The sequence below is a fragment of the Halomonas sp. BN3-1 genome (genome assembly GCF_003056325.1).
Classification (GTDB): domain Bacteria; phylum Pseudomonadota; class Gammaproteobacteria; order Pseudomonadales; family Halomonadaceae; genus Halomonas; species Halomonas litopenaei.
Window position 1 is genome coordinate 190,161 of sequence record NZ_PYVV01000003.1, and the last position, 13,776, is coordinate 203,936.

At 65.8% G+C, this 13,776-nt stretch carries 11 protein-coding genes; 9 read left to right on the forward strand and 2 right to left on the reverse strand.

The features are described from left to right. Positions 1-21: 21 nt before the first annotated feature. On the reverse strand, positions 22-1,428 hold the full coding sequence (locus C9F12_RS05910) for a PLP-dependent aminotransferase family protein (RefSeq protein ID WP_045992031.1): 1,407 nt from the start codon (positions 1,426-1,428) through the stop codon (positions 22-24). 210 nt (positions 1,429-1,638) lie between these two features. On the opposite strand from C9F12_RS05910, the gene doeA reads away from it, so the two are divergent. The 8 genes from doeA (at position 1,639) to C9F12_RS05950 (ending at position 11,018) form a co-directional block, all read left to right on the forward strand. Then, complete coding sequence (gene doeA / locus C9F12_RS05915; protein ID WP_108448273.1) at positions 1,639-2,838, forward strand: ectoine hydrolase DoeA; 1,200 nt, start codon at positions 1,639-1,641, stop codon at positions 2,836-2,838. Between the two features lie 173 nt (positions 2,839-3,011). Continuing rightward, on the forward strand, positions 3,012-4,025 hold the full coding sequence (gene doeB, locus C9F12_RS05920; RefSeq protein WP_108448274.1) for a N(2)-acetyl-L-2,4-diaminobutanoate deacetylase DoeB: 1,014 nt from the start codon (positions 3,012-3,014) through the stop codon (positions 4,023-4,025). 114 nt (positions 4,026-4,139) lie between these two features. Then, the gene (locus C9F12_RS05925) at positions 4,140-4,625 is read left to right on the forward strand and encodes an Lrp/AsnC family transcriptional regulator (RefSeq protein WP_045992028.1); all 486 of its coding nucleotides are present in this window, start codon (positions 4,140-4,142) and stop codon (positions 4,623-4,625) included. Positions 4,626-4,870: 245 nt separating this feature from the next. Beyond that, positions 4,871-6,340 (forward strand): NAD-dependent succinate-semialdehyde dehydrogenase, encoded by a 1,470-nt coding sequence (locus tag C9F12_RS05930; protein WP_108448275.1) that lies wholly within the window; start codon positions 4,871-4,873, stop codon positions 6,338-6,340. A 108-nt stretch (positions 6,341-6,448) separates the two neighbouring features. Beyond that, a complete protein-coding gene (locus C9F12_RS05935; RefSeq protein WP_045992026.1) occupies positions 6,449-7,858 on the forward strand; it encodes an aminotransferase in 1,410 nt (469 codons plus the stop codon). A gap of 233 nt (positions 7,859-8,091) precedes the next feature. Further along, a complete protein-coding gene (eutB, locus tag C9F12_RS05940) occupies positions 8,092-9,126 on the forward strand; it encodes a hydroxyectoine utilization dehydratase EutB (protein ID WP_108448276.1) in 1,035 nt (344 codons plus the stop codon). 58 nt (positions 9,127-9,184) lie between these two features. Beyond that, positions 9,185-10,144, forward strand: a complete 960-nt coding sequence (locus C9F12_RS05945; protein WP_108448277.1) for a cyclodeaminase — start codon at positions 9,185-9,187, stop codon at positions 10,142-10,144. A gap of 61 nt (positions 10,145-10,205) precedes the next feature. Further along, on the forward strand, positions 10,206-11,018 hold the full coding sequence (locus C9F12_RS05950) for a DUF1206 domain-containing protein (RefSeq protein ID WP_108448278.1): 813 nt from the start codon (positions 10,206-10,208) through the stop codon (positions 11,016-11,018). A gap of 16 nt (positions 11,019-11,034) precedes the next feature. Here the strand turns inward: C9F12_RS05950 and C9F12_RS05955 are convergent, their stop codons facing one another. Beyond that, on the reverse strand, positions 11,035-11,907 hold the full coding sequence (locus C9F12_RS05955; protein WP_108448279.1) for a DMT family transporter: 873 nt from the start codon (positions 11,905-11,907) through the stop codon (positions 11,035-11,037). 674 nt (positions 11,908-12,581) lie between these two features. On the opposite strand from C9F12_RS05955, the gene dctP reads away from it, so the two are divergent. Then, complete coding sequence (dctP, locus tag C9F12_RS05960; RefSeq protein ID WP_083970293.1) at positions 12,582-13,751, forward strand: TRAP transporter substrate-binding protein DctP; 1,170 nt, start codon at positions 12,582-12,584, stop codon at positions 13,749-13,751. Positions 13,752-13,776: the final 25 nt, after the last annotated feature.

Sequence of the window (13,776 nt, forward strand, 5' to 3'; positions counted from 1 at the left end):
CTCCGGTCGAATGAATGGGGTTCAGTAGACAATCTGCATCATGGGCGGCGGAGCGTCATCCAGCAGGCTGGCAAGGCGCTTGAGGCCGTCCTCGAGACGTTCGATCTCGGGCTCCGCGCCGAGGCTCAGGCGCACTCGGCGTGGCGCCGGACTCTGTTCGACCATGAAGGGGGTCGCGGTGGTGATGGCCACCCCTTCCTGTTCGGCCAGCTGCTGGAGTTCCTCGGCCCGCCAGCTACCCGGCAGCGACAGCCAGACGTGCAGGCTGGTGGGGCGGGAGGCCCTGCCATGGCTGTGCAGGATGCGTGCGGCGAGCTGCTGGCGCTCTGCCAGCAGTTCGCGTTGCTGCTGAGCCATGCGCTCGATGGTGCCGTCCTCCAGCCATAGATTGGCGACCTCGAAGCATAGCGGTGTGGCCATCCAGGAGGTCGCCCGCAGGCGGGGCAGGGTGTGGTGCAGCTGACTGCGTGGCACCGTCAGATAGCCGGCGCGAAGCCCGGGCAGGGTGGCCTTGGTCAGACTGGTGACGTGGAACGCATGGGAAGGGATGCGCGCGCTGATCGGCATCAGCGGCTCGGGCTCGAGCAGGGTGTGGACGTCATCCTCGATCAGCCACACCCCGTGGCGCTCCAGAATGGCGGCGATCTCGTCGCGGCGCCTCTCGTCCAGGGTGGCCCCGGTGGGATTGAGCTGGCACGAGGTCAGGCACACGGCGCGCGGTTTGAAGCGATGACAGGCGGCGTCGAGGGCGTCGGGTACGATGCCCTGGCTATCGATGGTGACGCCACGCAGCTGGAAGCCCAAGGTACGAGACAGGGCGATCAGGCCATGGTCGGTCAGTGCCTCGGTCAGGACCAGATCGCCGTGCTGTACCACGCTGGAAATCGCCAGCATGATGCCGTGGGCGCCACCGTTGGTCAGGATGCGGTCGTCCGCTTCACCGGGCATGCCCAGGCGCTCGTTCAGCCACCAGCTGGCGCGTTCGCGCTGATGGGGCAGGCCGGCGATCGGCCGGCAGGCGGTGAAGACGTCGGGATGTGCGCTGTCGGCCAGCGTTCTCAGGGCATCGCGAAAGTGCTGGTCATGGCTTGGGGGACAGACCGGATGGGCGATCGACAGATCGATCACCGCCTGTTCGGTTCGCGGCTCGCCGGCCCTCAGGTAGGCGGATTCGCGGTTGTCATCGAGGGCGTTGATCCAGGTGCCGCTGCCGACCCTGGCCTGCACCAGGCCCATCTTTTCTGCCTGTGAATAGGCTCGTGACACCGTCTGGACGCTGACGCCTATGTGCTCCGCCAACTGTCGATGGGGCGGCAGTCGGGTGCCTGGCGTAAGCTCACCGGAACGGATCGCGCGAGAAAGTGCCCGCGCAATCGCAAGATACTTGGGTTGGCTATCATCCAGATATGGCAGCAGGTCAATTGTCATGATCCAATAAAGCCTTTGACCGGTAGCTTATTCGTAGTGCTAGTATCAGCAAGACGGCATTGATCAGTCATTGTCATGACTTTGTTAAGAGCTTCTCATGACAATTGTGACCTGTCAGCACGCTACAGGGGATGCAATGTCGCTTCAAGGGCGCGCCGGACTCCAGTGAGTCCGGTTTTTCGGTGATGACACTGTGTGGCGAGTGGTTTCATGATTCAGGTATCCCTGCCGTTCACTCGTGAGGAATATGCTCAGCGCCTGCAAAAGGTGCGTGCCGAGATGGCCATGCGAGGCATCGATGTGCTGATTGTCAGCGATCCCTCCAATATGGCCTGGCTGACCGGCTATGACGGCTGGTCATTCTATGTCCATCAGTGCGTACTGGTGGGGCTCGAAGGCGAGCCCGTGTGGTACGGACGACGTCAGGACAGCAATGGTGCCCTGCGTACCTGCTGGATGGACCCTGACAATATCACCTACTACCCCGACTACTATGTCCAGAATCCCGAGATGCATCCGATGGAGTATCTGGCACAGTCGATCATGCCGGATCGCGGCTGGTGCGAAGGGGTCGTGGGCATGGAGATGGACAACTACTACTTCTCCGCCAAGGCCTACCAGAGCCTGATCAAGGAGATGCCCCACGCGCGCTTCCAGGATGCCAACGCGCTGGTCAACTGGTGTCGGGCGATCAAGTCACCGCGTGAAATCGAGTACATGCGCATCGCTGCGCGTATCGTCGAGGGCATGCACTCGCGCATCCTCGAGATGATCGAGCCGGGCCTGGCCAAGTCCAAGCTGGTCTCCGAGATCTATCGGGTCGGCATCGAGGGCTGGACCGACAGCGAAGGGCGCGTCTACGGTGGCGACTATCCCGCCATCGTGCCGCTGCTGCCCACCGGCAGCGACGCGGCTGCCCCCCACCTGACCTGGGACGACACGCCGTTTCGCGAAGGCGAGGGCACCTTCTTCGAGATCGCCGGCTGCTACAAGCGCTACCACTGCCCGTTGTCGCGCACGGTGTTTCTCGGCAAGCCGCCGCGGGACTTCGTGCGTGGCGAGTCGGCACTGCTTGAAGGCATCGAGAAAGGCCTGGCCGTGGCCAAGCCGGGCAACCGGACCGCGGACATCGCCCTGGCGCTCGGCGCGGCCATGGACAAGTACGGCTTCGACCGAGGCGGTGCGCGCTGTGGTTATCCCATCGGCATCAGCTACCCGCCGGACTGGGGCGAGCGCACCATGAGTCTGCGTCCGTCTGACGAGACCATCCTGCAACCGGGTATGACCTTCCACTTCATGCCCGGGATGTGGATGGACGACTGGGGGCTCGAGATCACCGAGAGCATCCTGATCACCGAAAATGGCGCCGAGCCGCTGGCGCAGTTTCCGCGACAGCTGTTCGTCAAGTAGGCCGGGGTTAGCTGAGCAGGGCTTGTCGATCAGGCCCTGTTGACTAGCCCTGTTGATTAGCCCCATGTGATCGGCGCGGTGTGAACTGCCCGGTGTGATCGGCCCTCGGTGACCGACGTTGCCCAACACCACTACAATCCAATCTGACCGTTGTCCCTGTTTCTGGAGTCACCATGAGCAAGCGCAAGAGCCCCATCTCCGCCACCGTCGACTTCGACGCCCAGGGTGTGCAGCACGGCTTTCTGAAACTGCCCATTTCCAACGACGAGTCCGCCTGGGGCGCGGTGATGATCCCGGTGACCGTGATCGCCAACGGTGAAGGCCCCACCGCCCTGCTGACCGGTGGCAATCACGGCGACGAGTACGAGGGGATCACCGCGCTGCAGAAGCTCTCGACCTCGCTCAAGGCCGAAGACGTCAAGGGGCGGGTGATCATCGTACCGATGATGAACACCCCGGCGGCCCAGGTCGGCCGTCGCACCTCGCCGATGGACGGTGGCAACCTGAACCGCAACTTCCCCGGTGACCCGGACGGCAGCGTGACCGAGAAGATCGCCGACTACTTCACCCGGGAGATGGTGCCCATGGCCGACGTGGTGCTGGACCTGCACTCCGGCGGCCGCACCCTGGACATCATTCCCTTCGGCGCCTCCCACGTGCTCGACAACCCCGAACAGCAGCGCCAGGCGCTGGAAGGGGCCAAGGCCTTCGGCGCGCCCTATGCGATGATGATGTTCGAGCTGGACGCCTCGGCGCTATTCGACACCGTGGTCGAGAACCAGGGCAAGATCTTCATTGCCACCGAACTCGGGGGCGGCGGCACCTCCACGCCGGAGAGCCTGGCCATCACCGAGCGCGGCATCGACAATGTGCTGATCCATTTCGGGCTCAAGGACGGCGAGGTGGCCATGCCCGAGACCCAGGTCTATCTCGATATGCCGGATGCCAGCTGCTATGTGCAAAGCGAGCACACCGGGCTTCTGGAGTTGACCTACGCCCTCGGCGACAGCATTGCCAAGGGCGACGTGATCGCCCGGGTCTACGACATGACCCGCAGCGGCGCCGAGCCGATCGAGTACCGTGCCGAGCGTGATGGTATCCTGGCGGCTCGACGCTTCCCCGCCCAGGTGAACATGGGCGACACCATCGCCGTCATCGCCGAGGTGGTCGAGACCCTGGGCGACTGAACGGGCCAGGGCTCGGGATACCGTCTTGCCCGAGCCCGCCCGCCGTTTCTCGTCATCAGCGCCCCGCCGAGCGCCTCTCGCGGGGCGGTCCCGTTCAACCACACAAGCCCGGCCATGAAACTCGACCGCTACGACCTCAAGATCCTTTCCATCCTGTCCCGCGACGGCCGCATCACCAAGTCCCGCCTGGCCGAGGCCATCAACCTGTCGGTGAGCCCCTGCTGGGAGCGCGTCCGCCGCCTCGAGAAGGCCGGCATCATCGAAGGCTACTGCGCCCGGATCAACGCAAGCGCCCTGGTCCGGCGTACCCCGGTGTGGGTTCAGATCGAACTCAAGGCCCACAATGCCGAAAGCTTCCAGCGTTTCGAGTCGCTGGTGCATGCCACCGACGCGGTCACCGAGTGCGTGGCGGTGGGCGGGGGAGTCGACTATCTGATCAAGGTCGAGTCCGAGACCATCGACGCCTACCAGCGCTTGATCGACGACTGGCTGACCTCGGATGTCGGCATCGAGCGTTACTTCACCTATATCGTCACCAAGACGGTCAAGGCTCCTCGCGAGGGAGTCGATATCGACGAGCTGGCCAACGGGGCGCTCTGAGTGTCTCTGGCACTGGCCTGGAAGTTCCTGTCGGCTTGCAGGTTTTTGCTAAAACAGGCGTTGCAGAAAAAACCGCGTTTTCACGGGCCTGGACAAAAAAAACGCCATCGACAGACGGGCGCTTCAAAAAGTCCGACCCTGGCTTCTCCCTTACCATGACGGCAGTACATGGCGCAGGCCATGACATCGTTTTCGTGTTCCGCACCCCTGACCTTGCGGCGGGACACACTTGGGGAGGTAGTGTCATGAAACTCAGCGATCCGCGCCTGTTCCGTCAGTACGCTTACATCGGCGGCAAGTGGACCCACGGTGACGAAGGCCGCGAGGAAGCGGTGGTCAACCCCGCCAATGGCGAGGTGATCGGCCATATCCCGCTGCTCGAGCCCGAGCAGATCCGCGCCAGTGTCGACGTCGCCGACGAGGCCTTTGCCCAGTGGCGGGCGCTGCGCGCCGACGAGCGTTGCGAGCGGCTGCTGGCCTGGTACGACCTGCTGCAGGCCCATCGCGAGGATCTGGCCACCATCATGACGCTGGAGCAGGGCAAGCCGATGCCCGACGCCCGTGGCGAGGTCGAGTACGGCGCCAGCTTCGTGCGCTGGTTCGCCGAGGAAGGCAAGCGTACCTATGGCGAGACCATCCCCAGCCACATCCCCAATGCGGCGCTGGGCACCATCAAGGAGCCGGTGGGCATTGCGCTTCTGATCACGCCGTGGAACTTCCCGCTGGCGATGATCACCCGCAAGGCCGCCGCCGCCATGGCCGCTGGCTGTCCGGTGATCGTCAAGCCGGCCAACGAGACCCCGTTCTCGGCGCTGGCGCTGGCGGAGCTGGCCGAGCGTGCCGGTATTCCGGCGGGCATCTTCAATGTGGTGCTGGGCGACGCCGCCCAGGTGTCCTCGCTTTTGTGTGCCGAGGATCGCGTCAAGGCGGTATCCTTTACCGGCTCGACCCGGGTCGGCCGCCTGCTGCTCGAACAGTCGGCGCCCACGGTCAAGCGTGTGTCCATGGAGCTTGGCGGCAATGCGCCCTTTATCATCGGCCCCGACATGGACCCCAAGGAAGCGGCCCTGGCCGCGGTGGCGGCCAAGTTCCAGACCGCCGGTCAGGACTGCCTGGCGGCCAACCGCATCCTGGTCCACGAGTCGATCCACGACGCCTTTATCGAGCATTTCACCGAGCGCATGGCCGCGCTGACCGTGGGCAACGGCATGGAAAGTGAAGTCGATCTCGGCCCGCTGATTCACCGCCGGGCGGTGGAAAATGCCCGCGCCACGGTGGATGACGCCCTGTCGAAGGGTGCCACCCTGGTGGCCGGGGACCAGTCCCAGGCGCCGGGCGAGAACTTCTTCATGCCGGTACTGCTGACCGGGGTGACCCAGGACATGCAGGTGTGGCGTCAGGAGTGCTTCGCGCCGGTGGCCGGTGTCACCGCCTATCGCGATGACGACGAGGTGATCGCCCTGGCCAACGATACCGAGTATGGTCTTGCCGCCTACGTCTACACCCACGATATCCGCCGCATCTGGAAGCTGTTGCGGGCGCTGGAGTTCGGCATGGTATCGGTCAACTCGGTGAAGATGACCGGCCCGCCGGTGCCCTTCGGCGGCGTCAAGCAGTCGGGCCTTGGCCGCGAAGGCGGCGCGACCGGCATCGACGAGTATCTGGAAACCAAGTACTACTGCCTCGGCGCCCTGGGCTCCGTCTCCGGCAGCTGATGCCCTGAGCGGCAGTGATCGCCGGCCCGACAGCGGGCCGGCCACCTTTCGATGAACAGATGACGCCGCCCTCCCGGCGAGGGCGGTCCAAGGAAAAAAGGAAACGAGATGAGCACCCATCAGGACCTGATCGACCGCGACCGCAAGGTAACCTTCCACGCCTCCACCCACCTGCGTGACTTCGCCCATGGCGACGCACCGGGTCGCGTGATCACCGGCGGCAAGGGCATCAACATCGTCGACAAGGACGGTCGCGAGTTCATCGACGGTTTTGCCGGGCTGTACTGCGTCAACATCGGCTACGGCCGTACCGAGGTGGCCGAGGCCATCTACCAGCAGGCGCTGGAGATGTCCTACTACCACACCTACGTGGGTCACTCCAACGAGCCGCAGATCGCCCTGTCCGAGCAGATCCTCAAGCTCGCCGGCCCCGGCATGTCCAAGGTCTACTACGGCCTCGGCGGCAGCGATGCCAACGAGACCCAGCTCAAGCTGGTGCGCTACTACAACAACGTGCTTGGCCGTCCGCAGAAGAAGAAGGTCATCTCGCGTCAGCGCGGCTATCACGGTTCTGGTCTCGCCACCGGCTCGCTGACTGGTCTCAAGGCCTTCCATGACCAGTTTGATCTGCCCATGGCCGGCATCCTGCACACCGAAGCGCCGCACTACTACCAGCGCAGCGCCGAGCAGGAAAACATGAGCGAGCGCGAGTTCTCCGCCCACTGCGCGGCCAAGCTCGAAGAGATGATCCTGGCCGAGGGCCCGGACACCGTGGCGGCCTTCATCGGTGAGCCGGTGCTCGGCACCGGTGGTATCGTGCCGCCGCCGGAAGGCTACTGGGAGGCGATCCAGGCGGTACTGAACAAGTACGACATCCTGCTGATCGCCGACGAGGTGGTGTGTGGTTTCGGCCGTATCGGCGCCGACTTCGGTAGCCATGCCTACGGCATCAAGCCCGACCTGATCACCATCGCCAAGGGCCTGACCAGCGCCTACCAGCCGCTGTCCGGGGTGATCGTCGGCGATCGCGTGTGGCAGGTGCTGGAGCAGGGTACCAGCGAGCTGGGCCCGATCGGCCACGGCTGGACCTACTCCGGTCACGCCCTGGGCTGCGCCGCCGCCCTTGCCAACCTGGCGATCATCGAGCGCGAGGACCTGACCGGCAACGCCCGTGATACTGGCGCCTATCTGCAGAGCCGCATGCAGGCCGCCTTCGGCGATCACCCGATCGTCGGCGAGACCCGCGGCGTCGGCATGCTGGCGGCGCTGGAATTCGCCGTGGACCCGGAGACTCGCCGTCCCTTCGATCCCAGCCACAAGGTCGGTGCACGCATCGCCGCCGCTGCGCTGGAGCAGAACCTGATCGCCCGAGCGATGCCCCAGGGGGACATCCTCGGCTTCGCTCCGCCGCTGGTCACCACCCGTGACGAGGTCGACGAGATCGTTGCCCGCGCCGAGCGTGCGGTCAACAAGGTCACCGACGAGCTGGTCAAGGAAGGCGTACTGCAGACGGCCTGATGCCTGGTCCGATACCTGGCCTGATGCCTGGTCCAAGCCCAGGCCGGTGTCTGGCCTGACGCCCGCACCTTGGCAGGTGCAAAAGGGGCCGCTTCCTTGAAGGAGGCGGCCCCTGTCGGTTTTCATTCAGGTAGGCGAGCGCGGAACAGGTAGGCGAGCGCCGAAGCGCCGACAACGCCTGCCCTCCCGGCATTGGCAACCGGTCTTCACGATATGAGTTCAAGGAGAAGGTCATGAAGGTGGTTTCACCCCCTTGCCCGAGTCACGGCGTGACCCTGGACGAGATATTCAAGGCCCGGGGACGCATCGCCGGTCAGGTAACGCGCACGCCACTGGTGCTGTCGCGGGCCCTGTCCGAACGCTTCGACGCCGAGGTCTATCTCAAGCTCGAGACGCTGCAGCCCACCGGCGCCTTCAAGCTGCGCGGTGCCACCAACATGATCGCCGCACTGATCGAGCGCCATGGACGCGAGGCCCTGGCCCAGGGCGTCACCACCGCGTCCACCGGCAATCATGGCCGTGCCGTGGCCTACGCCGCCTCCCGGCTCGGGGTGCCGGCGGTGATCTGCCTGTCGCGGCTGGTGCCGGCCAACAAGGTCGCTGCCATCGAGGCGCTCGGTGCCGAGGTGCGTCGCGTCGGCGCCAGCCAGGACGAGGCCTTCGAAGAGGTGGCGAGGCTGGTGCAGGAAGAGGGCATGACGCTGATTCCCCCCTTCGATGATCCGCTGATCGCGGCGGGGCAGGGCACCATCGGCATCGAGATCCTCGAGGACCTGCCGCGGGTCGATCGGGTCATCGTCGGGCTGTCCGGCGGTGGTCTGCTCGGCGGCATCGGCGCCGCGCTGAAGGGCGTTCGACCCCAGACCAGGATCAGCGGGGTCAGTCTGTCGGCGGGGGCGGCCATGTGCGAGAGCCTCAAGGCCGGCAAGCCGGTGGCGGTGGAAGAGGTCGAGAGCCTGGGCGACTCGCTGGGCGGCGGCATCGGCCTCGACAACCGCTGCACCCTGGCGCTGGTCGAAGCGGTGATGGACGACCACTGTCAGGTGTCGGAAGGCGCCATCGCCCAGGCCATGGTGGACATGCTCGAAAGCGAGAAATTGCTGGTCGAAGGTGCCGCCGCCGTGGGACTGGCGGCACTGGCCGAGGGCCACCTCGAGGTCAAGGGGGAGCGGGTCGTGCTGGTGCTTTCCGGCAACGGGGTGTCACTGGATACCCTCGATCAGGCGCGCCGCCTGGCGGCGGATTGCGCCAGTCAAGGCCAGCGATAGACCGTCAAGGCCACCAACCGACAGACAAGCCCAGCAACAACCCGATCAGGAGCCAAGGATGCAACTCTACAAGCGTGAGCAGATCAGCCAGGCGGTCGCCATCGACCAGGACGCGCTGGCGGCGGTGGAAGCCGGTTTCGCCGCCCTGGGCCGTGGCGAGGTGGTGCAACCGCCGATCCTGTCCATGGCCATCGAGGAGGCCAACGGCGAGGTCGACGTCAAGACCGCCCATATTCGTGGCAACGAGCGCTTCGCGATCAAGGTCAGCCCCGGCTTCTTCGACAACCCCAAGCTGGGGCTGCCAAGCCTCAACGGGCTGATGATGGTGTTCTCCGCGCGCACCGGGCTGGTCGATGCGGTGCTGTTCGACGAGGGCTACCTGACCTTGGTGCGCACCGCCCTGGCCGGCGCCATCGCCGCCAAGCACCTGTCGCGGGAGAACAGCCGCCGGATCGCGGTGCTGGGGGCCGGCGAGCAGGCGGTCAAGCAGGTCGAGGCGCTGCGGCTGGTGCGCGACATCACCGCCATCGACGTCTGGGCGCGAAGGCCCCAGGCCGCCGAGCAATACGCTACCCGCATGCGCGCTGCGGGTCTCGAGGTCACCGTCCACGACAGCGTGCGCGAGGCCTGCCGAGCGGCCGACATCATCGTCACCACGACGCCGTCGCAGACACCGATCCTCGAGGCGGCGGACCTGCCGGAGGGCGTCCACGTCACCGCCATGGGCTCCGACAGTCCCGACAAGCGCGAACTGGCCGAGAGCGTGCTGACCCGCGCGGACGCCTTCGTCTGCGATACCCGGCCCCAGAGCGAGTCCAACGGCGAGCTCAAGGCCCTTGCCGGTCGAGAGGTACCCTTCAAGGTCCACGAACTGGGCGCGGTCATTGCCCGGGGCGAGCGTCTGCGGCTATCGGACGCCACCATCACGGTATGCGACCTGACCGGTACCGGTGTCCAGGATACGGCCATCGCCGGGTTCGCCCTGACGCGTCTGTCGGCTGAGGATTCGGCACGATAGGCTTTGCCGAATCAGGCATTTTTGGGGAGGATGGGGGACCCTAATCCCGACAGGAGCCCCCATGCCCTCGCTGCAGTGCCTGCTGCGCCACCGGCGCCGACTGATCGTCATCATCGCCCGCCTGGGCTATACCGCCAAGGGGCTGGTGTACCTGCTGATCGGCGTGCTGGCGGCACTCGGCGCTGCGGGCCTTGGCGGCGACAACGTCGGCACCAAGGAGGCGCTGGCGCACCTGGCTCGCCAGCCCTTCGGCACCCTGATGCTGGGGGCCCTGGTGCTGGGGCTCTATGCCTACGCCGCCTGGCGGGGCTTGCAGGGGCTGTTCGATGTCGAGCACCGCGGGCGTAGCTGGAAGGCCCTGGGTACCCGCCTGGCGCTGGTCATCAGCGGTGGTATCTACGCAAGTCTCGGCTGGTATGGTGTCGAGCTGCTGGACGATCCCCAGGAGACCACCGGCGGCGCAGAGGAGCGCACCGCCATGCTGATGTCGCACCCCGGCGGCGTCTGGCTGGTGGCGATCCTGGGGGCGATCTTTATCGGCGTGGGGCTGCGTCAGTCGTGGCGCGCGCTGGCGCGCAGCTATCTCAATCGCTGGCGTCAGCAGGACATGAGCCAACGCCAGCGTGATCTGGCCTCGGGCCTCAGCCGCTGGGGGCTGGCCGCCAGGGGGCTGGTGTTCGCGCTGATCGGCAGTTTCCTGCTGGTGGCCGCCTGGCAGGTCGATCCCGCCAAGGCGGAAGGGTTCGGCGGCACCCTGGATACCCTGGCCGCCCAGCCCTTCGGCCCGTGGCTGCTCGCCGCCGTGGCCGGTGGACTGATGAACTACGGTACCTACTGCGTCATCAATGCCCGCTTTCGCAAGGTGAAAGTGTAGCGCCTTAAGCGGCCGTTCAGGACGCCCGGGGCTTCTTGGCCCGCACGGTCAGGGCGACGCCGGCAATGGCCAGCGCCATGCCGATCAGGGATACCGGCGGCAGCCCTTCATCGAACAGCCACCAGGCCTCCACCGCGGTGACCGGCGGCACCAGGTAGAACAGGCTGGCGACGCGGGACGCCTCGCCACGCTTGATCAGCATCATCAGCAGCATGATGGCGGCGATGGACAGCACCAGCACCAGCCAGCCCAGCGTCAGCACAAAGGTCAGCGACCACTCCACCTCGCGGGTTTCCAGCAGCAGGCTGCCGGCGCCAAGCAAGGCCAGCGCCCCGAGGTACTGCACCACGGTGCCGCCGAGCAGCGGCATGCCGCTGCAATAGCGCTTCTGGTACAGCGTCCCCAGCGAAATCCCCACCAGCGCCACCAGGGTGCAGGCCAGCGCCGGCCAGCCAAACCCTTCGAAGGACAGCGCCGACAGGTCCATCTTGCCTCCCAGCACCAGGCTGACCCCGGCCAGCCCCAGGGCCAGTCCCATCCACTGCAGCGCAGACAGCCGCTCGCCCAGCAGGGGGCCCGCCAGCGCAGCGGTCAGCAAGGGTTGCAACCCCACCAGCAGGGACGCCAGTCCCGCCGGCATGCCCAGGCTGATGGCGTAGAACACGCCGCCCAGATAGCCGCCGTGAACCAGACAGCCGGACACCGCCACATGCCCCCACAGACGGGGACTCGACGGCCAGGCCGAGCGGGTCAGCCAGACGATGGGGACCAGCAGCGCCAGGGTGGCGGCGAAGCGAATGCTCAGGAAGGTGAAGGGCTCGGCGTAGGGCAGGCCGAACTTGGCACCGATGAAGCCGGTGCTCCACAGCACCACGAACACCAGCGGCATGGCCGGCAATAGCCAGGACGGCAGGGCGGGGCGGCTCACGGGCACCTCGCACAAGGTGCGGTAAGCGGGCACCCGACAAAAGCTGCGGTAAGCGGCCACCCGACACACGATGCGGCAAGCGGGGGCTGGGCGGTGATCACTGAGGGTGGCATCGCGGGGACTTCCTTGTGGTTCATGTCATCGGCAGGGCGAGCGCCCAATCATGATGCCCTATCCCGCCTCCCTCAAGGAGGGGATTGCCAAGCGTTGCTCTCGTGCTTTGGTCGTAGGTCGTGGAGGGAGAGTGAGATTGGTCTGACCACGCCGATGCTTGTTTTTGCGCAGTTTATAGGCGAAATGGCCGCTGGTCAGACCAATAATGCAGACAGGTTGCGTTGAATGGGGCCGTTGGCCGCCTGTGGCCTTTTCGCTAGCTTTCTTTTCGATGACGCCCCGGGAGGGGGACGCCTCGCTTGCATCGAAGCGATGTCCCGTTCATGCCCCGAGGAGGTCCTCGCAAGGACGCGCACGGGCAACGCCCGGCTCAAGAGCGCAGCGGCGCACATCGCTTGCAACAGGCGGGCCTCGCTTGCGGCGAAAGTGCCTCGAGCGCTCATGACGATGCCATGGATCGACAACAACAACACATCGGGTGCGGCAGATCGAGACCGCACCGATCCACCAGGAGTTATGCCATGTCCCGGCTAGACAAGCCCCAGCAAGACCTTGATACGGCCTCGCCAACGGCCTCCCTGTCCGAACGCATCGCGACCCCGGACCGCCGCCGCTTTCTGAAGGCTGCTGCGGTTGGTTCCGCCGCCGCGGTGGCGGCACCCTGGGTCGGCAACGTTCAGGCTCAGCAGGGCATCCGCATCCGCATGCAGTCATCCTGGCAGCCCGGCACCACCGGCTACCGCATCTTCGAGGAGTGGGCCGCCGGCGTCGCCGAGGCCACCAGCGGCGAGGTCACCATCGAGCCGTTCCCGGCCGGAGCCGTGGCCGGTGCCTTCGAGGTAGCCGACGCGGTGCGCAACGGCGTGCTCGACGGCCAGAACTGGTTCACCGTCTACTGGCCGGGCAAGATGCCCGCCGGGGTCTTTCTCACCGCCTATCCGATGGGCCTGTCGGTACCCCACCAGTGGGACATGATGTTCGGTGCCTACGGCGGTTTCGGCATCGCCAAGGACCTCTACCGCAAGCAGGGTCAGGAGCTTCTGGGCTACGTCCACCACGACCTCAACCTGATCCACTCCAAGGTACCGCTGAGAAGCTTCGATGACTTCGAAGGGGTGAAGATCCGCATGCCCGGCGGTATCGTCGCCGAGACCTTCGCCAAGATCGGTGCGCGTACCACGCTGCTGCCGGGCTCCGAGGTCTATCCGGCGCTGGAGAAGGGCACCATCGACGCCGCCGACTACACCGGTGCGGCGGTCAACTTTGAGCTGGGCTTCTGGCAGGTGACCGACTACATCATCATGGGCCCGCCCTCGACTCCCTGTCTGCACCAGGCGGTCGACCTGATGGATATCGCGGTCAATCGCCGGGTCTACGAGCGCATGTCCGACCAGACCAAGGACCTGATGCATGACCTGGTCGCGGCCTACTCCCGCGAGCACTACGCCGCCATCCAGAAGGCCAACGCCGAGGCCTGGCCCAAGTACCGCGAGAAGGGCGTCGAGATCATCCACCTGTCCGAGGACGACGCCGACCGCTTCCGCGACGCCGCGATCCCGCTGTGGTTCGAATGGGCCAACAAGGATCCGGACGCGGCCAAGCTGTTCCGTGCCCACCTCAACACTATGCTCGATCCGTCGGTGGCACTGATCACCGAAGAGGACATCAAGGACTTCGAGCTCAACGCCTAGGCCTGCACGTGTCGACCGGGGCGAC